Origin of the sequence: Pseudomonas sp. B1-22, from assembly GCF_050474425.1 — a bacterium.
GTDB lineage: Bacteria > Pseudomonadota > Gammaproteobacteria > Pseudomonadales > Pseudomonadaceae > Pseudomonas.
Genome location: NZ_JBCHVH010000004.1, coordinates 52,586 through 79,130, shown reverse-complemented (window position 1 = coordinate 79,130; position 26,545 = coordinate 52,586). Strand labels below are relative to the sequence as shown.

20 protein-coding genes and 1 tRNA gene are annotated in these 26,545 nt (G+C 61.3%); 8 read left to right on the top strand and 13 right to left on the bottom strand.

Going from position 1 to position 26,545, the window contains the following annotated elements; genetic code table 11:
* The first annotated feature begins 12 nt into the window (after positions 1-12).
* From ACQ5BL_RS15940 to ACQ5BL_RS15925, 4 genes are all read left to right on the top strand, one after another.
* Positions 13-1,302: an NAD(P)/FAD-dependent oxidoreductase gene (locus ACQ5BL_RS15940; protein WP_243807895.1), complete on the top strand. Its 1,290-nt coding sequence runs from the start codon at positions 13-15 to the stop codon at positions 1,300-1,302.
* 13 nt (positions 1,303-1,315) lie between these two features.
* On the top strand, positions 1,316-1,867 hold the full coding sequence (locus ACQ5BL_RS15935; RefSeq protein WP_243807893.1) for a helix-turn-helix domain-containing protein: 552 nt from the start codon (positions 1,316-1,318) through the stop codon (positions 1,865-1,867).
* A gap of 72 nt (positions 1,868-1,939) precedes the next feature.
* Positions 1,940-3,289 carry a glutamine synthetase family protein gene (locus tag ACQ5BL_RS15930; RefSeq protein WP_243807892.1) on the top strand — a complete coding sequence of 450 codons (1,350 nt, stop codon included), beginning with the start codon at positions 1,940-1,942 and terminating at the stop codon, positions 3,287-3,289.
* A gap of 260 nt (positions 3,290-3,549) precedes the next feature.
* Positions 3,550-3,708 (top strand): YqaE/Pmp3 family membrane protein, encoded by a 159-nt coding sequence (locus ACQ5BL_RS15925; protein WP_003084988.1) that lies wholly within the window; start codon positions 3,550-3,552, stop codon positions 3,706-3,708.
* Here the strand turns inward: ACQ5BL_RS15925 and ACQ5BL_RS15920 are convergent.
* The 4 genes from ACQ5BL_RS15920 to ACQ5BL_RS15905 all read right to left on the bottom strand — a co-directional run bounded on the left by ACQ5BL_RS15920 (position 3,705) and on the right by ACQ5BL_RS15905 (position 8,688).
* The gene (locus ACQ5BL_RS15920; protein WP_243807891.1) at positions 3,705-5,273 is read right to left on the bottom strand and encodes a methyl-accepting chemotaxis protein; all 1,569 of its coding nucleotides are present in this window, start codon (positions 5,271-5,273) and stop codon (positions 3,705-3,707) included. The two genes, ACQ5BL_RS15925 and ACQ5BL_RS15920, sit on opposite strands and share 4 nt — an antisense overlap.
* The gene (locus ACQ5BL_RS15915; RefSeq protein ID WP_243807890.1) at positions 5,270-7,450 is read right to left on the bottom strand and encodes a putative bifunctional diguanylate cyclase/phosphodiesterase; all 2,181 of its coding nucleotides are present in this window, start codon (positions 7,448-7,450) and stop codon (positions 5,270-5,272) included. The genes ACQ5BL_RS15920 and ACQ5BL_RS15915 overlap by 4 nt, the downstream gene beginning before the upstream one ends.
* A gap of 161 nt (positions 7,451-7,611) precedes the next feature.
* Entirely contained in the window at positions 7,612-7,935 is a 324-nt protein-coding gene (locus ACQ5BL_RS15910) for a hypothetical protein (RefSeq protein ID WP_243807889.1), read from the bottom strand.
* A gap of 267 nt (positions 7,936-8,202) precedes the next feature.
* Positions 8,203-8,688: a BRO-N domain-containing protein gene (locus tag ACQ5BL_RS15905; protein ID WP_243807888.1), complete on the bottom strand. Its 486-nt coding sequence runs from the start codon at positions 8,686-8,688 to the stop codon at positions 8,203-8,205.
* A 436-nt stretch (positions 8,689-9,124) separates the two neighbouring features.
* Between ACQ5BL_RS15905 and ACQ5BL_RS15900 the strand changes: the two genes are divergently transcribed.
* Positions 9,125-9,331, top strand: a complete 207-nt coding sequence (locus tag ACQ5BL_RS15900) for a type II toxin-antitoxin system HicA family toxin (RefSeq protein ID WP_243807887.1) — start codon at positions 9,125-9,127, stop codon at positions 9,329-9,331.
* Positions 9,332-9,360: 29 nt separating this feature from the next.
* Positions 9,361-9,765 (top strand): type II toxin-antitoxin system HicB family antitoxin, encoded by a 405-nt coding sequence (locus tag ACQ5BL_RS15895; RefSeq protein ID WP_243807886.1) that lies wholly within the window; start codon positions 9,361-9,363, stop codon positions 9,763-9,765.
* A gap of 424 nt (positions 9,766-10,189) precedes the next feature.
* On the opposite strand, the gene ACQ5BL_RS15890 is transcribed toward ACQ5BL_RS15895, so the two are convergent.
* The 5 genes from ACQ5BL_RS15890 to ACQ5BL_RS15870 form a co-directional block, all read right to left on the bottom strand.
* Positions 10,190-12,517 (bottom strand): AAA family ATPase, encoded by a 2,328-nt coding sequence (locus tag ACQ5BL_RS15890; protein ID WP_243807885.1) that lies wholly within the window; start codon positions 12,515-12,517, stop codon positions 10,190-10,192.
* The gene (locus ACQ5BL_RS15885) at positions 12,492-13,157 is read right to left on the bottom strand and encodes an ABC-three component system middle component 1 (RefSeq protein WP_243807884.1); all 666 of its coding nucleotides are present in this window, start codon (positions 13,155-13,157) and stop codon (positions 12,492-12,494) included. Before ACQ5BL_RS15885 ends, ACQ5BL_RS15890 begins: the two co-directional genes overlap by 26 nt.
* Positions 13,147-14,370, bottom strand: a complete 1,224-nt coding sequence (locus ACQ5BL_RS15880; RefSeq protein ID WP_243807883.1) for an ABC-three component system protein — start codon at positions 14,368-14,370, stop codon at positions 13,147-13,149. Before ACQ5BL_RS15880 ends, ACQ5BL_RS15885 begins: the two co-directional genes overlap by 11 nt.
* 73 nt (positions 14,371-14,443) lie before the next feature.
* On the bottom strand, positions 14,444-15,214 hold the full coding sequence (locus tag ACQ5BL_RS15875; RefSeq protein WP_243807882.1) for a nuclease-related domain-containing protein: 771 nt from the start codon (positions 15,212-15,214) through the stop codon (positions 14,444-14,446).
* Positions 15,215-15,551: 337 nt separating this feature from the next.
* Positions 15,552-16,682 carry a Fic family protein gene (locus ACQ5BL_RS15870; protein WP_243807881.1) on the bottom strand — a complete coding sequence of 377 codons (1,131 nt, stop codon included), beginning with the start codon at positions 16,680-16,682 and terminating at the stop codon, positions 15,552-15,554.
* Between the two features lie 348 nt (positions 16,683-17,030).
* On the opposite strand from ACQ5BL_RS15870, the gene ACQ5BL_RS15865 reads away from it, so the two are divergent.
* Together ACQ5BL_RS15865 and ACQ5BL_RS15860 are read left to right on the top strand one after the other, a co-directional pair.
* Entirely contained in the window at positions 17,031-17,858 is an 828-nt protein-coding gene (locus ACQ5BL_RS15865; RefSeq protein WP_243807880.1) for a hypothetical protein, read from the top strand.
* 2 nt (positions 17,859-17,860) lie between these two features.
* Positions 17,861-18,496, top strand: coding sequence for a hypothetical protein (locus ACQ5BL_RS15860; protein ID WP_243807879.1), 636 nt, complete (start codon positions 17,861-17,863; stop codon positions 18,494-18,496).
* Positions 18,497-18,632: 136 nt separating this feature from the next.
* Here ACQ5BL_RS15860 and ACQ5BL_RS15855 read toward each other — a convergent pair.
* The 4 genes from ACQ5BL_RS15855 to dnaG all read right to left on the bottom strand — a co-directional run bounded on the left by ACQ5BL_RS15855 (position 18,633) and on the right by dnaG (position 26,518).
* Positions 18,633-18,709: transfer RNA gene (locus ACQ5BL_RS15855), tRNA-Ile, on the bottom strand.
* A gap of 16 nt (positions 18,710-18,725) precedes the next feature.
* Complete coding sequence (locus ACQ5BL_RS15850; protein WP_243807878.1) at positions 18,726-22,460, bottom strand: bifunctional diguanylate cyclase/phosphodiesterase; 3,735 nt, start codon at positions 22,458-22,460, stop codon at positions 18,726-18,728.
* Positions 22,461-22,566: 106 nt separating this feature from the next.
* Complete coding sequence (gene rpoD, locus ACQ5BL_RS15845; protein ID WP_207887564.1) at positions 22,567-24,423, bottom strand: RNA polymerase sigma factor RpoD; 1,857 nt, start codon at positions 24,421-24,423, stop codon at positions 22,567-22,569.
* A gap of 79 nt (positions 24,424-24,502) precedes the next feature.
* Positions 24,503-26,518: a DNA primase gene (gene dnaG, locus ACQ5BL_RS15840; RefSeq protein ID WP_243807877.1), complete on the bottom strand. Its 2,016-nt coding sequence runs from the start codon at positions 26,516-26,518 to the stop codon at positions 24,503-24,505.
* Positions 26,519-26,545: the final 27 nt, after the last annotated feature.

Here is a 26,545-nt window from a genome sequence, read left to right as displayed (position 1 = left end):
CACGAGGTGGCCATGTTTCTGCGTTCGACCGAGCCGGTCGGCACTTACTATGCCGGCGCCAACCCCGAGCTGATCCAGCCGCGCGAAGCACTGCGCGAACCGCTGGAATGCGAAGTGCTGGTGATCGGCGCCGGTTTCAGCGGCCTGCACACGGCGCTGCAACTCGCCGAAGGCGGACGTAAGGTCTGCATCATCGAAGCCAGCCGCATCGCCTGGGCCGCATCCGGGCGCAACGGTGGCCAGGCCTTGCCGGGCTGGTCCAGCGACCTGGGTCCGATCGAGGCCGACCTCGGCCACGAAGGCGCGCTGCGCCTATGGCAGGGCATGCTCTGGGCCGCCCACGAACTGCGCGACCTGCCGCAACGCCACGGCTTCGACTGCGACTACCGCATCGGCCACCTGTGGACTGCCGTTCTGCCGCGCCGCGTCGGCATGCTCTACGACTGGCAGGCCGAGGCCAACCGCCGCTGGGGCTACGAAGGCCTGCGCTTCGTACCGCGCGAGGAACTGCCGGAGTGGATCGCCAGCGACCGCTACCAGGCCGGTCTCTACGACCCCAACTCCGCCCACCTGAACCCGCTCAAGCTGGCCTACGGCCTGGCTGGCGCCTTCGAGCGTGCCGGCGGACGCATCTTCGAGCAGACCCGCGCCCTGAGCTTCCGCGAGAGCGGCAGCGGCTATGAGGTGACGACCGAACACGGCAGCGTGCGCTGCGCCTCCCTGGTGCTGGCCTGCAACGCCTATATCGACGGGCTCGACCGCGACGTCTCCGAGCGCATGCTGCCGGTGGGCACCTACCAGGTCGCCACCGTGCCGCTGGGTGAAGAACTGGCGCGCTCGCTGCTGCCGAAGAACTGCTGCGTCACCGACAACCAGTTCGTCCTCGACTACTTCCGCCTGACCCCCGACCACCGCCTGCTGTTCGGCGGCGGCTGCACCTACCTGGGCGGCATGCCCAGCGACATCCGCGCGGCGACGCGTCCCTATGTCGAGCGGGTGTTCCCGCAGCTCAAGGGCGTGGAGCTGGAGTACGCCTGGGGCGGCCACATCGACTGCACCATGCGCCGCACCCCGGACATCGGCCGGCGCGGCGAGCTGTACTGGCTGCAGGGCTATTCCGGCCACGGCGTACTGCCGAGCCTGGCCGCCGCCCACGCGGTGAGCGAGGCAATGCTGGGGCGTAGCGACGAGCTTGATCTCTATCAACGCATCCGCAATCCCGGATTCCCCGGCGGTCAGCGCTTCGCTGCGCCACTGGAAGCCGCCGGTAAAGCTTGGTATCGATTGCGCGACTTTTTCTGAATCGGATTTCGCCATGACCCAGACGGTCACCAACGAACACCTTGCCACGCTGATCCGCGACCTGCGCAAGCACAAGAATCTCACCCTGGGCGCGCTGGCCGAACAGATCGGCCGCTCGGTGGGTTTCCTTTCCCAGGTCGAGCGTGGCCTGTCGCAGCCGACCGTGGCCGACCTTACCGCGATCAGCGAAGCGCTGGGTGTGCCGACCACCTACTTCTACGCTGGCGACACCCGTCGCGAGCTGGAGTGGGTCACCCGCCCGGCTGACCGCCGCACCCTGTACTACGCCGGCGGCGTCACCGACATCCTCGCCTCGCCGAACATGTCCGGCGGCTTCTCCATGCTCGACAGCATCCTCGCCCCTGGCGCCACCAGCGGCGAGGGGCACCTGAACGACAGCTCGGAGCAGGGCGGCTTCGTCCTCGAAGGCGAGCTGACCATCTGGTACGAGGGCGACACCGTCACCCTGCGCGCCAACGACAGTTTCCAGTTGCCGCCGCACAGCCAGTTCCGCTACGGCAACCTCACCGACAAACCAACGCGAGTGCTCTGGATCTTCACGTGAATTTCCCAAGCCAGCCCGTGAGGGGTGGCTTGGGAAAACGATCCGGCGCCGCCCAGAAAAGGCCCCTGCACCATGAACCGCCCGACCTATCCCGACCTGCTCAGCGAAGTCCGCGCCTTCCGTCAGCAGTACCCGGACATCCGTTACGTCGACCTGATCTGCCTGGACATTCCCGGCCACTTCTACGGCAAGCGCTACCCCGTCGACATGCTGGAAAAAGTCGCCGCCGGCAGCCCCCTGAAACTGCCGCAGAACTGCGTGCTGCTGGGCGCGCAGGGCGGCCTGCACCCCATCGGCGACTACTGCTTCAACGACGGCGACCCGGATGCGCCGCGCCGCCTGATCCCCGGCTCGCTCAAGCCGGTGCGCTGGGAGAACCAGCCGCTGGGGCAGATGCTGATCAGCTCCGACGGCACCCACGCGCCCATCGAGTTCGAACCGCGTGAAGTGCTCGCCCGCGTCATGCAGCGCCTGGAGTCCAAGGGCATCCGCCCGGTAGTGGCCTTCGAGCTGGAGTTCTACCTGTTCGACAGGAAGCTGGACGCCGGCCTGCCGCAGTACCCGCGCGACCCGCTGTGCGACGACGAGGACGACCAGCCGAACATGCACATCGAGCGCCTGTCGCGCTTCTCCGACGTGCTCCATGAGATCGTCGAAGCCTCCCGCGAGCAGGGCGTCGATGCCAACGTCATCACCGCCGAGATCGGCCCCGGCCAGTTCGAGATCAACTTCGCCCACTGCGATGACGGCCTGCACGCCGCCGACCAGGCCGCACTGTTCGCCCGCGCTACCCGTGGCGTGGCGCTCAAGCACGGCTACCGCGCCAGCTTCATGAGCAAGCCCTACCTGCACGCGCCGGGCAGCGGCATGCACGTGCACGTCAGCCTGTACGACCGCGACGGCAACAACCTGCTCGAGCGCGACGACCAGCAGGCCCTGCGCCACGCCGTGGCTGGCTGCCTGGAACTGCTGCCGCACTGCATGCCGATCTTCGCCGCCAACCACAACGCCTACCGCCGCTACGGCTCCCGCGTGAACGCCGCGAGCAAGGCCAGCTGGGGCTTCGAGGACCGCGATGCGTGCATCCGCATCCCCGAGTCCGACGGCAAGAACCTGCGCATCGAGCACCGCCTGGCTGGCGCCGACGCCAACCCGTACCTGGTGCTGGCGGCCATCCTCACCGGCATGGAGCATGGCCTGGAAGCCAAGCGCGAACCCATTGCCCCGCTCAACGAAGACCGCGCCAGCGGCATCGACTTCCCGCGCGACATGCTCGGCGCCGTCGCTGCCATGGAAGACCATCCGGTGGTGAAGGACGGCCTGGGCAGCGAGTTCGTCTTCGTCTACTGCGAGAACAAGCGCCACGACCACCTGGACTTCATGAACGAAGTCAGCGCACGCGAGTACCGCTGGTTCCTCTGATGCAGAGGTCACGTCCACGGCGGACGTGAAATGATCGCGGACAGAGTCCGCTCCTACGCACGGGACAAGCGCCGATGCCTCCGGGTACGTAGGAGCGGACTCCGTCCGCGATTGTCCATCCGCGCAAACCACTGCCACCCGCTCGCACGCGGTTATCGATGAGTTCCGCTGCGCCAGGTGCCAGCGATAGATTCTCTGAACCCGCTCAGCTCGCCAGCGGTCCATTCCATGCACGAGGCAATCTCACAAGGAGCCATCGCATGGACCTCATCCGCATCCTCATCGCCATCCTTCTGCCGCCGCTGGGTGTGTTCCTCCAGGTCGGTTTCGGCGGCGCGTTCTGGCTCAATATCCTGCTGACGCTGCTCGGCTACATCCCCGGCATCGTCCACGCCGTGTACATCATCGCCAAGCGCTAACCCGCCCGGCTTCCCTCCCAGAAATGCTCCGCCAGCAATCGCAGCTCCGCCGCCAGTTCCGCCATGCGCGTCGCACTGCGCTGGCAGGTGCTGGCGTTGGCGGCATTGCTGTCGGCCGATCCACGAATCGCCTGCAAACTGCGTTGCACTTCCTCGCTGGCCGCGCCCTGTTGCTCGATGGCGGTGGCGATCTCCAGGCTCATGCGCTGGATCGACGACACCTGTTCGCTGATCCGCTCCAGCGTGCCGGTGGCGTGGCCGGCCTGCTCCAGGCTGGCGAGCGCCTGCTCGCAGCAATGCCACAGGGCGCGCACCGAATCCTCGGCGCCGCGCTGCAGGTTGCCGATCAGCCCCTGGATGTCCCGCGCGGACTCCTCGGTGCGCGAGGCGAGGGCGCGCACCTCGTCGGCGACCACCGCGAAGCCGCGTCCGCTGTCGCCGGCCCGCGCCGCCTCGATGGCAGCGTTGAGCGCCAGCAGGTTGGTCTGTCCGGCCACGTCGCGGATCACCTCCAGCATCCGCGAGATCGCCTCGCTGTGGGTCTGCTGCGCCTCCACGGCGGCGCAGGCCTGGCGCACGCCGGCTTCCAGTTCCGCGAGCTGGCCGCGGGTGCTGCGCACATCGTCATGTCCGGACTGGGTGATGCGGTCGCTGCACTGTGCGGCCACGGCGCTGTGCTGCGCGTGGCGCGCCACTTCCTGCACGCTCTGCGCGAGTTCGTGCATGGCGTTGGCCACCTGTTCGGTCTCGCGCTGCTGCAACTGCGTGGCCGCGCTGCCGCCGGCCATGGCCTCGGCCAGCGCCGTGGCGTGCTCGGCAAGCTGCTGCGAGGCATCGGCCATGCGCCCGACCACCGCGGCGGTCTCCGCCTCCAGCATGCGCAGGGCGAAATCCAGCTCGCCGAACTCATCGTCGCGCCCTGAATACAGCCGCTGGCTCAGCGGGTTGTCGGCAATGGCGCGGGCGCGTTGGGTCAGCGCAGCGAGTGGACGAAGACGCAGCCACACCCAACCGCCGGCAAGCCCCAGCGACAGCAGCGTTCCCGGCAGCGCCCAAGACGGCGCGAAGAGCGTGAGCAGGGCGCCCGCAGCCTGGGCAACGCCCATTCCGATCAGCAGCTGCGCCATCAACGGCAAGCGCGGCCGGGACAATCCCGCGCCCTCCCGCAGCCGCGCATACAAGCGCTCGGCCGCCTCGACCTGCGCGCTGCTAGGCTGCGTGCGTACCGACTGGTACTCCACCACCCGGCCATTGCGGCGGATCGGCGTGACGAAGGCGCTGACCCAGTAGTGATCGCCATTCTTGCAGCGGTTCTTCACCAGCCCCATCCAGCTGCGCCCGGCTTGCAGCGTCCGCCACAGGTGGGCGAACGCGGCGGGCGGCATGTCCGGGTGGCGCACGCGGTTGTGGTTGAACCCCAGCAGCTCCTCGGCGGTGAAGCCGCTGATGGCGAGGAAGTCCGGGTTGACATGACTGACCGCGCCTTTGAGGTCAGTGGTGGAGAGGATATTGGCGCTTTCCGGGACCTCGACCTGGCGCCCGGTGACCGGCAGGTTCAGCTTCATTGCGGCGGCTCCTGGGCGCTGTCGAACAGCACTTCCGGTGCCTGTGGCCGGCTGAACAGGAAGCCCTGGGCGTAACGGCAATTTTCCTGGCGAAGGAAGTCCAGGTGCTCCTGGCGCTCCACACCTTCGGCCACCACTTCCAGCCCCAGGCTGTGGCCGAGGCCGATGATCGCCCGGCAGATGGCGCTCAGTTCCGGGTCCTCCGGCACGCGGGTGATGAAGCTGCGGTCGACCTTCAGGATGTGCAGCGGATAGCGCTTGAGGTATCCCAGCGACGAATAGCCGGTGCCGAAGTCATCCAGCGCCAGGCGCACGCCCTGTGCGGCCAGCTCGCGCAGGCAGGCGAGGGTTTCCGCGCCGTCCTGCATCAGCAGGCTTTCGGTGATCTCCAGCACCAGGCTGCACGGCGACAGCCCGCTTTCCGCGAGGATCTGCCGGACGCGCGCGGCGAATCCCGGCTGCTGCAACTGGCGGCTCGACAGGTTCACCGAGCAATACAGATCCTTGCGCCCCGCGCGTTGCCAGAGCGCCGTCTGCCGGCAGGCCTGACGCAGCACCCAGTCACCGACCCGGACGATCTCCCCGGATTCCTCCAGCGCCGGAATGAACTGCAACGGCGACACCGGCTCGCCATGGCGACTCCAGCGCAGCAACACTTCCACCGCTACCCAGCGCGCCTCGTCCCCGTCCAGGCAGACGATGGGCTGATAGTTGAGACTGAACTCCTCGTTGCGCAGTGCCTGGGCCAGCGCGCTCTCCAGATCGAGACGGCGTTGCGCCTCCGCCTGCAGCTCCAGGCTGAAGCGCGCGTACTGTGCCTTGCCGGCTTCCTTGGCGCGGTAAAGTGCCAGGTCCGCGGCCTGCAGTGTGTCGATGGCCTGGCCGTCGGTGATCAGGCCGGTGATGCCGATGCTGGCGCTGACCACCAGCGTCCGGCCGTCCACATGCAGCGGCAGGTGCAGGTAATCGAGCATGCGCTGGGCGACCTGTTCGGCGTCGGTGAGGCTGGCCAGGTCATCGAGCAGCACCACGAACTCGTCGCCGCCGAAACGCGCCAGATGATCGCCGGGGCGCAGGCAGCGCAGCAGGCGCTGGGCAACCTCCACCAGCACCCGGTCGCCGACCGCGTGGCCGAGGCTGTCGTTGATCAGCTTGAAACGGTCCAGATCGATGAACAGCAGGCCGGACTCGCGCGCACCGGGGCGGCGCTGGCGCATCAGCGCCTGCTGCAGCAGCTCGTCCAGGCGCAGGCGGTTGGCCAGGCCGGTCAGCGGATCGTGCCGCGCCGCGTGGCTGAGCTGGTGCTCGCTGGCCTTGCGCTGGCTGATATCGGTCTGCGAACCGGCCATGCGCCCGTCGGTGATCACCCCGCGTGCCTGCACCCAGAGGTAGCCACCGTCGCGCTGGCGGATGCGGTACTCGTGGTTGAGCAGCGGGCTGCTGCCGCGCAGGTGCGCGTCGATGGCCTGGCGCAGGCCGGGCAGGTCGTCCGGGTGCACGCGGGCGAACCAGCTGGTGCTGCTCTCGCCCAGGTTGTCGGGAGAGAGGCCGAGCATGCGCGACCAGCGTTCGGAGACATAGAGGCGGTCGTTGCCCAGGTCCCAGTCCCAGATACCGTCATTGGCCCCGCGCAGGGCACGGGCGAAGCGTGCCTCGCTGTCTTCCAGCGCCTGGCGCTGCGCCGCGCCGTAGGTATCGATGGCCAGCGACATGTCGAAGAACACCCGCTTGAGCAGGCTGCTGAAGGCCGGCGCTTCCGGCGCGTCGCCCAGCAACTCGTCGAGCATGTGCTCCAGGTACAGGCGGTAGGCGCCCAGATACCACTTCAGCTCCACGCCCACCTGCTGGTGCACCAGCCCGATGCGCAGGCGGTCGCGCACATAGTCGGCGCTCTGCGGGGCGTCCCAGAGCTGGCGGTAGTACTCGAACTGGCTGCGCTTGAGGCGCTCCAGCGTGGCGGGGTCGGCGAGGATCGCCCCCAGATGGGGGTAGTCGCGCAGGTGGTCGTAGAGTCGCTCAATGAACTGCCGATGGCACAGATCGAGGTCGCTGGCGCGTCCGTTCAAACGGCGGGCATCGTCCTCGCCCCAGTTCAGGTACTCCAGGCGCTGTTCGATTTCCGTCATCGACAGGCCGATGCGCTCGAGCACGCTTTCGAGCTTCGGTCCCAGGCCCATGCTTGGCTCCTTGCGGGTGGCTGGTTTTTGTTCGGGCATGAAAAAAGCGCCGGCTCGTCAGCCGAATGAACGGCGACAAACACGGCGCTTTGTCTTGCAGGCCCACAAGTCCTGCCCGGCAAAGCCAGCTTCCGCAGCAGCGGAACGCGGGTCGGAGAGTTTTACACCAGAGCGCTCGGCGCCGACAACTCCTCCAGAGCGGCGCTGAGCCGCTGCCGCAACTCCCCCAACTCGCGGGAGCGGAAGGCATGGCGGCTGCGCTCCAGTACGCCAATGGCGTCGGCCAGCAGCCCATGCACCTGCGCGGCGTCGCTCAGGGGCGCGTCCTTGAACCAGCGGCACAGCGGCGCCTGCGCGCAATCCTGCGGGCCTTCGAGCACCGCGCAGGGGAGACTGTAGGCAGCCAGCAGGGCACGCACCTGGCGGGCCTGCGCCGGGTCCTGGGAGGTGACCAGCAGCTGCACCGGGAACCGGTGGAGAGTCATGGTAAAGCTCACTAGTGGCAAAAGGACATCAATGTATCCCTGTTTGGGTATTGAGCATTGATCCCGGTCATGCCCAGGCGCGCACCCTCGAAGGTTGGTGTGATGCTTCTCGCATTGTGGAGGTGAGGACAGGTAGCGCCGGCTGGCACCGTGGCCCCCCGTATGCGCCAATCAGTCCCCTCTCCCGCTTGCGGGAGAGGGTTAGGGAGAGGAGCTTTTGAAGGTGTGAGAAGCGGACCTTGTCCGCGATTCCCAACCCCAAAAAGATCAACGCAACGAGCGCAAATCTTCCTCCATCAACCGCACCGCATCGCTCCAGCGCACCCAGAGCTTGCCCTGCCAATCCATCACGCTAATCAGTTGCCCCTCCACCCGCTCCATGCGCCGCTGTGGCAGATGCGGGTTGTGCTGCTGCGCATCCCGCAGCGCCGGCACCACCTCATTGCTCAGCCACTGCCGCAGGCTGCGATTTTCCGGGTGGTAGAAATGCACCATCAGCAAGGCGTACAGGCCACTCTCGCTGACCAGGTATTCCTTCTCCGCCGAGCCGGAAAGCTGCTCAAGGCGCACCTGATCCGCGTCCAGCTTCTGCGTGATGCGCTCGCCCAGGTGGCTATTGGTCAACTTCGCCAGATCACGCAGGACGAACCACGCCTGCCGCTCGATCAGTACCCCGCGCAGCCGGCGGTTGTAACGGTAGAAAACGGTAGGAATCAGGCCTTCATCGGCCGGGATCGAATCGGAAGTCTTCATGCTGTCTCTCCATGTACATCCAGGAAGCCGCCGCCCGAACAACCGAAGAGGGAGGCGGACCGTGCAAGGGTGGAATGCCGGATACGAGTACGAACCGGTAGGGCAGAAGCCCACCTCACACGGTCCGCCATAGACCGCCAGACAGTGAGTGCTACTTGGCAATCGCTCTCTGCATATGGCTTACGTGTCGTACTCGTTTTCAGGATTCCACTCCTGACCGCAGCAGGTGCCGCGACAGCCGAAACGCTACGCAGAGCCCTTGTAGGACAGCAACGCTGTTGGGGTGTAGGGCGATTCCCTAAATGTCTGTCTCCGTGCGCTTTCCCGTGTCCATGGGCTGGCACCAGAGCGCTAATCCGCTTTCATCGTCCCTGCGTTGACGAACTCAGAATTTGGTGTGTATGGTACACACTGCTGAGTCGCAAGGAGTGCGATGATGCGCAGCAGGGAAATCATCGAGCGGCTGATCGAGGACGGCTGGTTGGAGATTGGTTGCAACGGCAGTCACCACCAGTTCAAGCATCCCACCAAACCCGGCAAGGTCACGGTCCCGCACCCGAAGTCCGACCTGCCCAAAGGCACGGTGAACAACATCCTCAAGCAGGCCGGTCTCAAACCCCGTCGATCAAGCCCTGATGATTGAACCGTTTTTCCTGATAGCAGGTACAGACCATGAAATTTCCCGTCGTACTCCATAAGGACCCGGGCAGCGACTACGGCGTCACCCTTCCCGACGTCCCCGGATGCTTCTCCGCCGGCAGCACCGTCGATGAGGCGCTGGATAACACCAAGGATGCCCTGGCGCTGCACTTCGAGGGCCTGCTCGCCGACGGTGAAGAGCTACCGCAACCGCAGTCCATTGACCTTCACCTCGCCAATCCGGATTACGCGGGTGGCGTTTGGGCCGTCATCGAATTCGATATCACGCCCTACCTGGGCAAGGCCGTGCGCTTCAACGCCACGCTCCCCGAACACCTGCTGCAACGCATCGACGACCGCGTCAGCAAGGATCACCGTTACAGCTCCCGTTCGGGCTTCCTCGCGACCGCCGCCCTGCGTGAACTGGCGCAAGCCTGATCGGCGAATGCCAGAAACGAAAAAGCCGCGCATCCGCGCGGCTTTTTGCTGAAAGGGTGGTGGGCCCACACGGACTTGAACCGTGGACCAAAGGATTATGAGTTGCCTAGAAACGCTGCAAGCCCAGCGAAATCGTACAAAGCTTAGTGCAGGTACAGTTAGCTAAACGTGGCGTCGCAGAGCGGGTTAAGCGTAATTTGGCGAAAACTGTAGAACCTAGGCACTGTACTGATAGAGTACTTTTTCTGTACCTCAAGGCCCCCTTGCCTACGCCGGGAGCGGAGGTCTTTGCTTTGCTAGTCAGCGCACATCCGCCGCATCAATATCTGAAGCGGGCTTACCTTTGTTGCCCGAAAGGGACTTCGGTGCTGCTCGATTGGAAAGTCCGGTGGCCACCTGCGCTAACAGGTGGCCACCGTCACCGTTAGGATGCCTCTTTGGCCAAGCGTTGCATGTTAAGTGAGCTCGTACTCAGTCCTGCTCGGGTGAAGCGATATCGCATGTACGCGGAGATGTCGTCCTCGTGGGAGGACACTATGAGCTGGCAGTGCTTCAGCTCACAGCGGAGCAGGTCGGTGAGGGACGCCACGTTCACTTCGTCTAGGGACTGGGAAGGGTCATCAATGAGGATGAGCGGGACGCGTGCGTAGACCTTATTGAGGGACAGGAAGAAGGCGAGGCTAAGCGCAGAAACCTGGCCAGAGCTCATGGACATGACAGCATCATGGTCAGATTTTTCGGCAGTCAAGAATCTCAGTTGCTTACCTTCACGGCTCTCGATGAATAAACCGAGTCCGCGCTGGTAGTTTTGAATGAGCCGTCCACTGTAAATGTGGAATATGAGCTCAATCTCAGAGATTGTTTGGTCTGTGTAGGATTGCTCTGCTTTCTCTAAAGTGGTGCGTAGCCTATTAACCTTATCCTTGGCTTTCGAAGCAGCATCGTTTTCGCGCTCAATTTTCCGAAGATCCTCAAGGCACTTATTCAGTCTGGTGCTCTGAGCTTCGTTAGCCTTTATGGAAATATAATGATCCTTGTTTTTAAAGTCTTGAGCGTCGATAATGTAAAAATCTTGCAGCTCTTTGAAAGCTGTATTGATTACGTCTCTCCAATCGTCAGGTAGCGCTTCTGTTTCGAGCAGTTTCTTAGCCCGCATTGAGGTGCTAAGTCCTTCGAGTCGCTCAGAAATTGTCTCATCGTTTTCACTGAACGTGTGATGAGCCTGGATGCCTTCAGATTTTAGTTTTTCTGCTAGTTGGATAATGGCCGGTAAGCGAACTTTGACTTTAGTAAGCGCTTTATGAAGAGCGCTGTTATAGGTGGGAGCAAGGCTTGCTGCTCGGGCCTGGACATGGGCGTTGATAACGGCCATTTCGTCAGTCATCGACGTGATCAGGGTGATCAGGGTTTGGCCATCCGCACTTAATTCTTTGCTAATTTGATCTGCTCTTTCGTCAACGGCCTCTAACATCAAGTTATGGGCTTCCCAGTCTTCGCCACAGAGAGGGCAGCGCTGGTCGTCAGGGTAGAGCTTGGCATGCTCTTCTAGAAGTTGTTTTTTCAAACGAGTCAATTCAGCAGCAACGCTATCGTTCGAGGTGTACTTTGTTTGAAGAGCATTACGCGCTGTAATTTGTTCCTCAAACCACTCTAAGCGTCCAGCAGCCCATCCCGGTAGGGATTGAGCTTCCTCGATTGTTATGATGGTAGCGCCGCGTTTGATTATGGCGGCCGCTTTGTCTGATAGGTCCAGTTCTTTTTTTATGCCATCCAAGCCATCTAGCTTATCAAGGTCAGTACCGAACTGAGCAAGGATTTTGAGGGAGTCCTTCTTCTGTTCGATGTCGGTTTCGATAGCTTCGTTGTGGGCCCTGGTGTGGATTGCTGCCTTCAATGGCAGCAGTTCACTAATTTTTCGGGTGGACTCAAGGTACTGAGCGTGTACTTCAGCTGAATAGGTTGGGAAGGGTATCTCCTTGTCCCATCCTGGCTGCAAATCAGCAGTGGACAGCTTTTTGTATTCTGTGCTGCCAAGGTCGGCTTGAACCATTTCACGAAGAGAAGCGCAATCTTTTTTTAGGGCTTCTTCGTTGGCTTTGCGCCCGTCATCACCTATAAATTTAGTAAGCTTGGATAAGGCCAATTTGCAGCTTTCAATTTCAGCGGCTATGTCGCTAATATTAAATAGATTTCCTAGGGCGTCTTTTCGTTCATCCACCCTGGTATGTAACAGTTGGTTTTGCCCTTGTTCGAGGTAGTTAAGGAAAGAAAAATTTTCTCTAAAATTCTTGCCGAAAACTTCTTCAAGGTACTGGTTGTTGCGCTCGTTATTGGCGGAGTAATCTGTTGAGTTGAAGTCGGGAAGCTCGTACAGTTTGAAGTGATTAAACTTATCTGCGCGGTTGTTTGCTTTTGTGCTGAACTCTTTGGCTGGGGCGTGCCTTGCTAGAGTGAGTTCGCGCTCTCCGTCAACAAACTTAATTTTAATGCACAAGTCTTTCTCTCCGGAACGTGTGTTCCAGAAGAGGTTGTCGTCATAGTTTGTTTTGTTTTTTGTCATCAGTGTCGAGAAGAGGTTCTGAATTCTCTTGATCTGACCTGTGAGCAGTAACTCGATAGCGTCAAATATGCTTGTTTTGCCATACCCATTTGGGCCGTCTAAGGTCAATAGGGATGAGCTGCCTAAGTCCAGATGGATGTGCTTGAATGCTTTGAAGCTAGAAACCTCAATTTTGGATATTTGCCAGTTCATCGCTAATCATTTCCTTGATCATGTCGTCGGCATTTTTACTGGTGAGCTTCTTAACGAGTTCATATGTAGCGTCCAGGCCTGCTTCTGCTACCGCTTCGGCTGCCTGCAGGCGCAAAGACACCAAGTTGCCCTTGTTGAATGGCAGTTCAAGGAATGGAAGCTTGATAAATATTTTTGCCGCAACGCTGTATTGAGTGGCTTTTAATGGGTCGTTTTTGTAGTCAAGAAACTGTTTTTTGTCCGCGATGGTGGTCTTTAGTTTTTCAAAGGAAAATTCTTTGAGGGCGCTTTCTTCAGCGTCGCTGTAATAAAGTACATATTTTTTGAAGAAGTGTGGGTCTTCTTCAATGGCGAATATCTGCTCTTCGTGATCCTTGAAGTCGGCCAGTTTGTTCAAGTGATGGATGCAGATGAGGTCGCAATTCTTCTTAAATGTTGGGTTGCTGGTGAAAGCTTCCGGCGCCGACTGATTAATAATTGCGTTGAGCTCGGCAGGGGTTGGAAGGTCGTCCAGCTTGTGCAAAATAGCGAATCTAATTGCTGAGGCTGATTCGCGAATGTAGAAGCCCGTGACGTCGATTTCATGCTCTTTCGAAAATCCGTGAGCGATGAGCGCCTCATCAATGAGTTTATTTATCATTCAGTCGAGCCTCTGCGTCGTCCTTCGTTACGATACTTATACAAAGTGATTTGGTAATGTTGCTGTCAATTCGATCTTGGACTTCTTGTTGGTCAAGTTCGTCGGAATTGGTAAATTTCGTGTTGAAGGTGAAAGATTCTGTAGATTTGCTTGCGATGAGGTGGTTGTACTCAAAGAGCAGCCTTAGCAGGTCACCATTGCTTTCCATTTCGCCTAGGATGTCTGAAGTGCACTCATCGTTGTCATCCACGTCAAGTGCTGTAGGGATATAGAATCGCTTCTGACTATCAAGATAGTGGGGCAGCTGATGGAATATAGGTTCTATCGTGATGGATTGAATCAGATTGGAGTAGCGTCTGATGTCTGTCTTTTGAATATCCTTGAACCGCTCGGATGGTTTCATCAGTTGGCACAAGGTTTTCAGCTCATTGGTCTCAGTGGTCCGAATGTGCTCGCACAGCCGACGTGCTCTTTGGTAAGTAGCGTCACTCATGCTTGGAAGGGCTTGATCAAGCCTGTCCTCTAAGTGGGTTTGAAGTCTGGCCTTCAAATCCACTGCATAATATTCTGTGTCGTTATATGGGTTTTGAGTGATGATGTCGTCTAAAATGCTTTTGGCGGTTATCCGATTGTCATAGGCGGCTTGATTTGCTTTTATGCGATCCTCCTGCACGATTCGATGAATCTCAACCGCTTTGGAGCTAATTTTCTCTGATAGCAAGCAATAGTTGTAGTTTAGAAGATTATCGCTTAGCGTTATGGATTTGCTATCGCATATTTTCTTTATGACTTCTTTGGTTAATCCCTCAATTTCTCCTAGTCCGCAATGTGGCTTATTTTCGTATTGGTAGAATTTAACCGTTTCTCCGTTGGCTCCAGTGTGATTATCTGTGTTGTCTAGTTGAACAGATACATGGATATAACGTGATATTCCCTTCTTTCGATCAAATTCGATTGCCGCGGATTTCTCTAAGGCTTCGCTATAGGCACTGCGATATTTGCCGATTTTAGCTTTGACTTGGTGTGCGCTGGATACAAGGCCATTTTTGTAAATGGCGAAGTCGTCACTGCTGTCCAATTGCAGCTCAAAATCTACGTCACCCGCTAGAATTAGTTTGAGCGAGTGGTAAAGGGCTATCTTTCCTTGGTAAACATAACCGCTCCAGGTGGATACGGCACTGGCTGGATATTTTTCATCTTCGTCTTGGCTCATATTGACTCCTTTCACAAATTGTAAGCTGCGCGCAATAGGGGAGAGACCACGGTTTCCAGCTCTCTCCAGCGCCTCAAAGGCTCTGCTTGATTCGGCACTTGGGAAACGCTGAGCAGCCCCAAAACTGCTGTCCTGCTTTCGGGCCTGACTTCACGGTGCGAATCAGGAGCGCGCTGCCGCATTTCGGGCATTGCCGTTCGGATGTCGGATCACTACGGCGCTTGAGGTTTTGCACATGCTCGCGATGGGTAGCGAGAGTGGGGACACGGCGGCCGGTTTGCAGGGCTTGCAGCATGGCGTCGACTTCGGCCTCGCTGAATACCGCCTGCTGGAAGGACTTGATGTAGCGGATAAAGCCCATGCCCTGGGTAATGTTGGCCGGCATTTTGGATTTGAAGGTACTGCCGCCGACGAAGGTGATGACCGAGTACAAATGCTCGGGGTTAACGCCAAGGGTGGCTTCCAGCGCCTTGAGGTGCTTGTAGTTCTGCCGTAGTGGGTTCTGAAATTTGAAGGTGCGTTTGTAGAGCTTCTGTGTCCACTGTGGTTGCTTTTCGCTGCCGAATATCCAGCCGCTCATGTTCTTCGTTTCTAGTACGAAGATGCCGTAAGGCGAGAAGAACACGTGGTCGATCTGCGTGGTGCCGTCTGGCGTGTTCAACGTGACGTTGTGCAGGCGGCGGTATGCCTGCTTGTCCAGTTTCCAGTGGGCGAATAGACGCACCAGGAGTTCACCAATATGGCCCTTGCCCCAAGGCGACCTGAGTAGGCCGATAAACAGCATCAGCGGGATAAACCAGCCCAGCGTGCCCCAGACCTGCGTGATGATGGGTGTGAAGTCCATTTCCTGCCTTCAGGTAATCCTGAGTTACCCGGATATTACCGGAGCTTGGCGTAATGGCACGATGGTATTGCAGGGATTGGACATACGCTGGTGCCGGCCATGGTGCTCAGATCGCGGTGCTGTCTGGGCTAATAACTTGATAACGGGTACTGCGCCGGCCGCTAGGTAGTCTCACGATGCAGCCTTTCTCTACCAGGCCGCTCAAATGGCGGGTAGCGGTGGTTTTGGATGCCGCATGGACGCATCAGTGGACACTGAGATCTGTCACGAGGCTGAGGGGAAAAGGGGACAGATTTATTTTCCATCCGAGCAATGTATTGGATTGCACGTCTAGCGATCAGATTGCCTGCCCGACAATCTGGTAACGCGTGCTGCGTCCGCCGCCCGGTAGTCGGGCAAGACAGCCCTTCTCAACAAGATCGCTCAGATGACGTGTGGCGGTGGCCTTCGAGACCTTGGCCACGACCTGGTATTGCGCGGCGCTGATGCCGTTCTCGAAACCTCGCTCACCGCCATCGAGCAGGCGGTTAAGCACTTTGATCTGCTCGGCAGATAAGGCTTGGCTGCGGTGAGCCTGCCAGAAACGCGCCTTGACCAGTACGCGGTCGATACGAGTAAGGGCCTGCTCCAGGCTCTTGAGTAGCGTTGCGAGGAACCATTGCAGCCAGGCGGTGATATCCAGCGTGCCCTGCTGGCTGGCTTCCAGGATGCGGTAATAGCCGGCGCGGTCGTCGAGGATGCTCGCTGACATGGCATAGAAACGGATGGCCTGCTGCTCACCCTGAGCCAGTGCGAGGTCGGTAATGGCGCGCGTAAGGCGACCGTTGCCGTCATCGAAGGGGTGCAGGGTAACGAACCAGAAGTGCGCCATGCCGGCACGTAGAAACGGGTCGAGGCTTGCATCGTTGCGGCTGTTCTCGAACCAGGCGAGGAAGTCGTCCAGTTGAGCTTCCAGCCCGGAGCGGGGTGGCGCCTCGAAATGCACGGTAGGGCGTTCGAGTCGACCGGAAACGACCTGCATGGGCTCTTCGCCGCGCGGCATGCCAATGCGTAGCGGGCGGGCCAGTAGGTGGTCATCGCTGGGGAACAGCCAAGCATGCCAGGTGAACAGCCTCTGCAGGTCGAGCGGCTGCTGATAGGCGCGGGTGGCATCCAGCAGCAGTTCCGCCAGGCCTTCGGAGCGTGAGGTGGTGCGGCCTTCTTCGTTCAGCCCCAGGCGCCGCGCCAGCGATGACCGCACCGAGCCGACATTCAGCTGCTCACCCTCGATGGCGGATGAGGTGACGATGTTCTGCAGCATGGCATCCAGGCTGCTCTGTACTTCGGTGTCACTACCTACAGCGCCCAACATCCCGAGCAAGCGCCCCTGAGCCTGGCTACACGCGCGCAGCAGCGGGGCAAGCGCATCGGCTTGCCAGCTGAAGTGCGGCCAGTTGGGCTGCTGCCAGATCCAGAGCGGGTCATTCATGGAGGCTGCTCGTCTGTGAGCCGATTAGCGAGTTTATTCGGCTCATTTAGTGAGCCGATAATGCAGGCTATTCGGCTCACTGTCTAATCCTCTACCGCCGCACGAGGAGCAGGCTGATATCTTGGGCTCGACTCGATACTCAATAAAACCGAGCGCGGCATCGACCTACTCAAAGAGCGCCGCTCTGCCTTGATCACCGCCGCTGTCACTGGCCAAATTGATCTTCGGGAGGAGGTATGAGCCAGGGCCGCAGCCTGCGCCTGTTTTGGGAGTAACTACCATCGCTACCGTGATCACTGATCACGTTGGGCCACAACGTCAGCGGCACCTCACCATATGGATCGGCATATGAAACTCATATTCTCCCGCAAAGGTTTCGACTCCTCCGCCGGAGGAGTTCCTAGCCCGATAGTGGAGGGGCGGCCAATCTCGTTCCCCATCCCCACACGCATGCCGACGCCTATTGCCTTCGGCGATCTCGCCGAGCCGATCCCGACGCTCATCGAGGCGCTCAGCCGAGGCCGTCACACGAGAACAACTCCATGTCACCTCGATCCAGATATTGATTCCAGCATGCGCCCGCGTTTGCCTGGATGGCGCGGCGCGCTCGGTCAGCTTGCTACAGCTCAGAGTCATCTTGTCGGGCAGGGTGTCGGCGTCGGCGATTTGTTCCTCTTCTGGGGGTTATTCCGGCCGGTGGCGCAAATCCACGGCCACTGGTCATACGAAGGGCAACGCGAGCATCGCGTATTTGGTTGGCTACAAATCGGGGAGGTCTTCTCTCTGGGTGTCGATGGAACACACGCGGCTGAGCGCTATCCCTGGCTTGAAGAACACCCGCACGTCCGAGCCGGCTGGACGGAAAACAACACACTTTATATTGCTGCCGACCGCCTAACGCTGGACGGTCGAAAAACTCATCGCCCAGGCTTCGGCCTGTTCAATACGGGCTTCCGACTGACCGAGAGTCATGCCCCGAGTCCGTCTATTTGGGCGGTACCTGACTGGTTGAACCCAACGCGCGGTGGAATTGGCCTGACCTATCATCCATTGCCGCGCTGGTCGTCGTCCGGGACTCTGAAGGCCGCCGCACGTGGCCAGGAATTCGTTGCCGACATCACAAATCGTGCCGATGCGCTCGCATGGCTCGATCAGCTCTTTGCGCAGGAGGCATGACTATGCGGGTTCACACGTATGTGATCGCCACGGACGCAGGCTCCGCGCCAAATTACGATCCGCCGGCCGTTACGCTGGCTGTCTGCAAGCCGCGCATCCGCAAGAAGGCGAAGGTCGGCGATTTCGTGCTCGCATTTGCAGGTTCGAAGGTGAACCCCAGTTCAGGCCACAGCGTCGTCTGGGCCGGCCTCGTCTCCGAGGTACTGAGCTTCACCGAATACTGGAACGACCGTCGCTTCGCCTCGAAGAAGCCTGAACGTACCGTCGTACCGGACAACTTCTATAAGCCTATCGGCAACGGCTTACTCGCTTGGCAGCCCAATCCCGTCCACGGGCCTGAGGCCCATGATCGCGACACCGGCGGGCTGAACGTCCTCGTGTTCGATCACGCCTGGCGATTCGGCGCCTCCGGTCCCGTTCTACCAGAGCATTTTGGTCTGCGCATGAGCGTTGGCCGGCGCGGAGAGAGGATTGCCGATCTCACCGATTCCATGTGGCAGCGTCTCGAAAGTTGGCTGAATGCCCAGCTGCAAGTCACCATTGAGGCCGCCAGTGACTGCAAGTCGAGCCGCAGCTGCACGCACCGCGGGCTGCCAAGATCATCGCAGCCAGCTTCCTCAAAACGACGGCAATGCTGATAGTCGGGAACGTCTACTCGGCGTAATGGACGCCATAGCACGCCATTAAATGGCATGTGAGCAAGGTCCTGGTGGGCAGAGCCTCGGGCGCCAGAAACGCAAAAGCCGCGCTGATGCGCGGCTTGTGCTGAAAGGGTGGTGGGCCCACACGGACTTGAACCGTGGACCAAAGGATTATGAGTCCTCTGCTCTAACCAACTGAGCTATAGGCCCCCAGAAGGCCGGCGGATTATACCGATGCGTTTTCCGTAGCGCCAACCGAGTTCAACGGGGTGAGGAATCGGTTGGCAAAGGCGTCGGCCGGTAGCGGGGGGCTCAGGGCGTAGCCCTGGATCTGGTCGCAGCCTTCGGCTTCGAGGAAGCGCTCCTGGGCCTGGTGTTCCACGCCTTCGGCGATGACGGTGAGGTTCATGCTGCGGCCCAGGGCGATGATGGCGCGGGCGATGGCGGCGTCGTGCGGGTCGTCGGGCAGGCCGTGGACGAAGGACTGGTCGATCTTGAGGATGTCCAGCGGTAGCTGCTTGAGGTAGCTCAGGGACGAGTAGCCGGTGCCGAAGTCGTCGATGGCCAGCTGCACGCCGAGGTTTTTCAGGCTGTGCAGGATGTCGAGGGCTTCCTCGGTCTGGTGCATGAGGAAGTTTTCGGTGATCTCCAGCTGCAGGCGCGAGGGCTGCAGGTGGTAGCGGGCGAGCAGGTCGCGGATGCGGTCGACCAGATGGGTCTGGCGCAGCTGGGCGCCGGCGAGGTTGACCGAGAGCGGGCCGAAGGCCGCGTGGCTGTCCTGCCAGCGGCTCATCTGTCGACAGGCTTCGCGCAGCACCCAGTCGCCCAGCGGCAGGATCAGGCCGTTTTCCTCCGCCAGCGGGATGAAGCGGTCCGGCGAAATCGCGCCGAATTGCGGATGTTTCCAGCGGATCAGTGCTTCCGCGCCTACGAGCAGCCCGCTGCCCAGGGCGAGTTTCGGCTGGTAGTAGAGCTGCAGCTGGTCGGTTTCCAGGGCGCGGCGCAGTTCGTGTTCCAGGGCCATGCGTTCGGTGGCCTGGAAGGTGAGTTCGCGGGTGTAGAACTCGACGCGATTCCTGCCCTGGGCCTTGGCGCGGTACATGGCGGCGTCGGCGTTCTTGACCAGGGTGGCGACATCGCTGCCGTCGCCGGGGTAGAGGCAGATGCCGATGCTGGCGCTGACGAAGAACTCCTGCTCGCCGGCGATGAAGGCGGCCTCGAAGCAATGCAGCAGTTTTTTCGCGACGTGATCGGCATCTACCGCCTGGTGCAGGCCGGGCAGCAGGATGATGAATTCGTCGCCACCCTGGCGGGCCACGGTGTCGATGTCGCGCAGCTGGTCGCGCAGGCGATGGGCGATGGATTGCAGCAGCAGGTCGCCGACCGGATGGCCGAGGCTGTCGTTGATGTGTTTGAAGCGGTCGAGGTCTAGGAAGAGCACGGCGCCCTGGTGGTGGTCTTCCTGGGCTTCCTTGAGGGCGGTGTTCAGGCGGCTTTCGAAGAGCAGGCGGTTGGGCAGGCCGGTGAGCGGGTCGTGGTGGGCCTGGTAGTCGAGCTTGGCCTGGGCGTACTTGAGGGTGGAGATGTCGGCGAATACGCCGACGTAGTGCGAGATTTCGCCGTCGGTGTTGCGCACCGCGCTGATGGTCAGCCACTCCGGGTACAGCTCGTGGTTCTTGCGGCGGTTCCAGATTTCGCCCTGCCAGTGGCCCTCGGCGTTGAGCTGGTGCCAGAGGGCGATGTAGAAGCTGCTGTCGTGCTGGCCGGAGGCGAGCAGGCGCGGTGAGCGGCCGAGCGCTTCCACTTCGCTGTAGCCAGTGATTTCGCTGAAGGCGCGATTGACGGCGATGATGCGCTGGCTGGCATCGGTGATCATCACGCCTTCGGCGGTGCTTTCGAACACGGTGGCGGCCAGTTGCAGCTTTTCCTGCATCTGCTGGCGTTCGGTGATGTCGCGGGCGATGGTCAACAGGCAGTCGTCGCTGCCAATGGTGATGCGGTGGGCGGAGAGTTCGCACAGGCGCAGGCTGCCGTCGTGGGTGCGAATCTGCACGCTGAAGTCCTGCACGCCGGCGTCCTGGTCGACGAACCTTAGCAGCCGGTCGCGGTCGGCGGGGTTGGCCCAGAGGCCGAGGCTCAGGGTCGTGCTCTGAGCGACTTCGGAGCGGTCGTAGCCGGTGATGCGGGTGAAACCTTCGTTGACCTCCACCAGCCGCCCGTCGCTGATGCGGGTGATGAGCATGCCGTCGGGGGAGGCGTGGAAGGCCTTGGCGAATTTCTCCTCGGAGACGCGCAGCTGCTCCTGGGTCTGCTTGACCTGACTGATATTGCGCACCACCACGACCAATGCCGGGGTGTCGTCGAGGACGATGTGCTGCGCCGAGAGCAGGCCGGTAAAGCGGCTGCCATCCCGGCGGTTGAGGGGAATCTCGATGTTGTCGAGGTTCTCTCCCTGCAGGCGGGCGAGCATCGCCGGCCCCATGCCGGGTTCGCCCCAGATGCCCAGTTCGGTGGAGGTCTTGCCCAGCGCTTCGCCGGCGGAGATGCCGATCTGCTGTTCGAAGGTGCGGTTCACGGCCAGCAGGGTTCCGTCGACGCGTCGGGCGAGGACGATGATGTCCGGGCAGTGGTGGAACACCGAGACGAATTTCTGCTCGGACAGACGCAATGCCTGTTCGGTCTGCTTGGCTTCGGTGATGTCGATCATCAGGCCGCGCAGGATCAGGTCGTCACCGTGCTGGATCAGGGTCACGATGTCGCGAATCCAAACCACGCGGCCATCGGCGGCGAGCATGCGGTAGTCGAAACTGTGGTTGCGCCCCGCCTGGCTCTCGCTCATGCAATAGCTGACGGCTTGCTCGGCGTCGTCCGGATACAGGGTGCGCTGCCAGAAACCGGGCTCCAGCCAGTCCTTGATCGGGTAGCCGAGCAGGCGCTGGGCGTGGGGGGAGACGTAGGTGAAGCGGTTTTCAGACAGGCGCATTTCCCAGGCGATGGCCGTCAGGCTCTCGACCAGGCCACGGTAGTGCTGCTCGCTGTCGCGCAGGGCCAGTTCGAGCTTTTCCCGTCGCTGCATTTCCCCGCGCAGGCGGCGGTTCATGGTGATCAGCACCAGGACGGTGAAGGCAATCAGCAGGAAGATGGGGAGGCCGATGGAGAGCACTTCCCGCCAGATCGGCCGCTTGTCGAGCAGGCCGCCGACCCACGGCTCCTGCAGGGCCTGGATGTCTTCGGGTCTGAGGTCGGCGACGACCTTGTCGATGATGCCGGCGAGTACGGCCTGGTTTTTCGGGACGGCCATCGCCAATTGGTAGCGATAGGGCGTTTCGCCGCTGATCTGCACGCCTTCGAGCTTGAGCTGGCGCAGGTTCCAGACGCTGGAGGCGAGGTCGCCGACGAAGGCATCGACCTGTCCCGTGGCCAGGGCTTGCAGGCCAGCGGCGATGCTGGGCAAGGGTTGCAGGCTGATATCCGGGTGGTTGCTGGCCAATAGTTCATAGGGCGCGTAATGGGCGACCACGCCGACCTTCAGGCCATAGAGGTCCGTGAGGTTGTGCGGTGACGGGCCGTCCTTGCGCGCGAGGATGATGATCGGGAAATCAAGGTACGGGCGGGTGAAGGTCAGGTATTCCACGCGCTCCGGCGTGGCCATGATGCCGGGAAGGATATTGACCTTTCCGTCACGGGCCCACTTCAGGAGTTCGGTCCAGTTGGCCGGCTCCACCGGTTCCAGCTGGACGTTCAGGCGCTCGCTGATGAGGTTGGCGTAGCTGGCGGCGAGCCCCTGGTAGTGGCCGTCGTGGTCGCGGAATTCGAAGGGTGGCCAGGACGTATCGATGCCCAGGCGCAGGCTCGGATGTTCGTGCAGCCAGTGCTGCTCCTCGGGGGTGAGGCTCAGGGCGAGCGCCTGTCCGGCCCAGAATACGAGGCACCACAGTAGAACTGCCTGCAGACGCGGCATGAAGGGCCTCATTGCTGGGGGGAGATTACGCCGAGTGTAGACGTGGCACTTTGCCCAGTGGAAGGCCCCAAAGAAAAACCCCCGGTTTTCGGCCGGGGGTTCTTCGTCACTCGTCGAGGAAGGAGCGCAGGTGCTCGCTTCGCGACGGGTGGCGCAGCTTGCGCAGCGCCTTGGCTTCGATCTGACGGATACGCTCACGGGTTACATCGAACTGCTTGCCGACTTCCTCGAGGGTGTGGTCGGTATTCATGTCGATGCCGAAGCGCATGCGCAGGACCTTGGCTTCGCGAGCGGTGAGGCCGGCGAGGACTTCGCGGGTAGCTTCCTTGAGGCTCTCGCTGGTCGCCACTTCGATCGGCGACTGCATGGTGGAGTCCTCGATGAAGTCGCCCAGGTGCGAATCTTCGTCGTCACCGATCGGCGTTTCCATGGAGATCGGTTCCTTGGCGATCTTCAGGACCTTGCGGATCTTGTCTTCCGGCATGTCCATGCGTTCGCCCAGCTCTTCCGGGGTCGGTTCGCGGCCCATCTCCTGCAGCATCTGGCGGGAGATACGGTTGAGCTTGTTGATGGTCTCGATCATGTGCACCGGAATACGGATGGTGCGGGCCTGGTCGGCGATCGAACGGGTGATCGCCTGGCGAATCCACCAGGTGGCATAGGTCGAGAACTTGTAGCCGCGACGGTATTCGAACTTGTCCACCGCCTTCATCAGGCCGATGTTGCCTTCCTGGATCAGGTCGAGGAACTGCAGGCCGCGGTTGGTGTACTTCTTGGCGATGGAGATCACCAGGCGCAGGTTCGCCTCGACCATTTCCTTCTTGGCGCGGCGGGCTTTCGCCTCGCCGATGGACATGGCGCGGTTGACGTCCTTGATCTCGGCAACGGTCAGCTGCGAGCTGGCTTCCAGGTCGACCAGCTTCTGCTGGTTGCGCAGGATGTCGTCACGCAGGCGCTCGATGGCCTCGGCGTACTTGGGCTTGCCCTTGAGTACGGCGTCGACCCAGGTGGTGTCGGTTTCATGGCCGGGGAACTGGCGCAGGAAGTCGGCACGCGGCATGCGGGCATCACGCACGCACAGCTGCATGATGGCGCGTTCCTGGCGGCGGACGCTGTCCAGCGAATCGCGGACCTTGGCGACCAGCACGTCGAACTGCTTGGGCACGAGCTTGATCGGCATGAACAGTTCGGCCAGGGCGAGCAGTTCCTCGCTGGCCTGCTTGCTGCCGCGGCCGTGCTTCTTCAGGGCCTTCTTGGCCTTGTCCAGCTGCTCGGAAACGGCGCCGAAACGACGGGCGGCTTCTTCCGGGTCCGGACCGCCATCGCCTTCGTCGTCGTCGGAGCTTTCGCCGTCGCCTTCTTCGTCTTCTTCGTCGTCCTTGGCCTTGGCATCGGCGCTGTCGTCCTTGAGGTCGACGGGCTCGACTTCCTCGGCCGGCAGGCTGCCGTCATCGGGGTCGATGTAGCCGCTCAGGATGTCGGACAGGCGGCCGCCTTCGGCGACCACACGGCTGTATTCTTCGAGGATGCCGTCCACCGCGCCCGGGAACTGGGCGATGGCGCTCATCACTTCGCGGATGCCTTCCTCGATGCGCTTGGCGATTTCGATCTCGCCTTCGCGGGTCAGCAGTTCCACGGTACCCATTTCACGCATGTACATGCGCACCGGGTCGGTGGTGCGGCCGACGTCGCTTTCCACCGCAGCCAGGGCGGCAGCGGCTTCTTCGGCGGCGGCTTCGTCGGTATCGGTCTCCGCCAGCAACAGGGCATCCGCATCCGGGGCTGTCTCGAATACGTTGATCCCCATGTCGTTGATCATGCGGATGATGTCTTCCACCTGTTCCGGATCGGAAATATCCTCCGGCAGGTGGTCGTTGACCTCTGCGTAAGTCAGGTAGCCCTGCTCACGACCACGGGTGATCAACTCTTTGAGACGAGATTGCTGTTGCGCTTTTCCGGACATAACACCCTATCCACTGAAGGTCTTGGCGGGCTGAAATTAAGCCGAGGATTATACCAGATTCGAGGCTTCAGGCGCCAGTTCAGCTCTGGGCGCCTGGTGACGAGGGGGAGCTGATGTGCTCTCGCAGCAGGGCTTTCTCATCGTCGGTCAGTTCACTGGGGCTCTTCTGCAACACGCTACGCAGACGCGCTTCGCGGCTGCTGTGCAGTTGATTGTGTGCAAGTGTAGTAATGGTGTCGAAGAACTGCTTTTCAAGATTGTCCTGGCCGATCAACCATTCCTTTTCCGCCAGGACCTGCAGCAGGCGTCCTTGCGGGGTTCCGTGCCAGCGCGCGATCAGGTGCATCGAGCGTTGGCTGGGGTTCTTCTGCAGCGCTTCGACCAGGGCTGCCAGCAGCTGCGAGTAAGTCTGGCCTTCGTTGGCGAAATGGCTGGCATCCTCGACCTTCTGCGCCAGTTGCGGATGGTGCAGCAGGGTGCGCAGGGCGGTCAGGGTCGGCGATTCGACGCTGATCTCGGTGCGCGGCTGGCGCGGCGTGAAGTCGCCTTTGCGGCCCTTGCCGTCCCATTTGCGATCGCCTTTCCAGGGCTTCTTGCCCGGTTTGCCGCCGCCATGGCCGCCGGAGAAGTCCTTCGGCGCTTCGAAATAGTTCGAGGCATCCTGGTAGTGGCTGTCGCCGTGGTCGGCGAACTGGCCCATGTCGTAGTCGGCGTATTCGTGGGCGTGCTGATCCGGGCCGTGCGAGGGCGCAGCGGCGGAATGGCCGGCATGACCGGAATGTCCGGAGCGTGGTGCGCTGATCTGATTGAGCGCGTCGCTCGACAGACCGGTGATCTCGCCCAGGCGCTGGCGCATCAGCAGGCGCAGGGTGTTGCCCGGGATCTTCTCCAGCAGCGGGCCGGCCAGGGTCGCCAGGTGCGCCTTGCCCTCCAGTGTGCTGGGATCGGCTTCCTGGGTTAATTGCTGGAAGAAGTAGTCCGCCAGCGGTTGCGCCTGGTGGGCGAGGCGGGCGCGGAATGCGTCCGGGCCTTCGGCGCGGACCAGGCTGTCCGGGTCTTCACCTTCGGGCAGGAACAGGAAGCGCACCTTGCGCCCGTCCTGCAGGTTGCTCAGCGCCGATTCCAGTGCGCGCCAGGCAGCATTGCGACCCGCCTGGTCGCCGTCGAAGCAGAACAGGATATTCGGCACGATGCGGAACAGGCGCTTGATGTGTTCTTCGCTGGTGGCGGTGCCCAGGGTGGCCACCGCGTTGCGGATGCCCTGTTGCGCCAGGGCGATGACGTCCATGTAGCCTTCGACCACCATGATCTCGTCGAGATCCCGGTTGTTCTTCCGCGCCTCGTACAGGCCGTAAAGTTCCTGTCCCTTATGGAAGACCGGGGTTTCCGGCGAGTTCAGGTATTTCGGCTTGTCGTCGCCCAGCACCCGGCCGCCGAAGGCGATCACCCGGCCGCGGCTGTCGCGGATGGGGAAGATCACCCGGTCGCGGAAGCGGTCGTATCGCTTGCCGCTGTCGGGGTTTTCCACCAGCAGGCCGGCGTCGAGCATGGCCTTGAGCTGCAGACTGTCGCCGCCCAGGTTCTTCAGCAGGTTGTCCCAGCCCGGCGGGGCGAAACCCAGGCCGAAGTCGCGGGCGATCTCGCCGGTCAGGCCGCGGCCCTTGAGGTATTCCACCGCGGCCTTGCGCGCCGGGTGGCTTTTCAGCGCCTGGCGGTAGAAATCGGCAGCGGCGGAAAGCAGCGGGTAGAGCGGCGAGTCGACCGGTTGGCGGGGCTTGTTGCCGCGCCGGCCTTCCTCGCGGGGCACGTCCATGCCAGCGCGCTTGGCCAGGTCCTCGACGGCCTGGACGAAGTCCAGCTGGTCGTGGTCCATGATGAAGCCGAGCGCGTTGCCGCCGGCGCCGCAGCCGAAGCAGTAGTAGAACTGCTTGTCGGGGCTGACGGTGAAGGAGGGGGTCTTCTCCTTGTGGAACGGGCAGCAGGCGCTGTAGTTCTTGCCGGTCTTCTTCAGCTGGATGCGCGAACTCACCACATCGAGGATATCGGTGCGGTTGAGCAGGTCATCGATGAAGGATTGTGGAATCAGGCCGGCCATAGACTCATCGGGACGCAGGGTGGACCC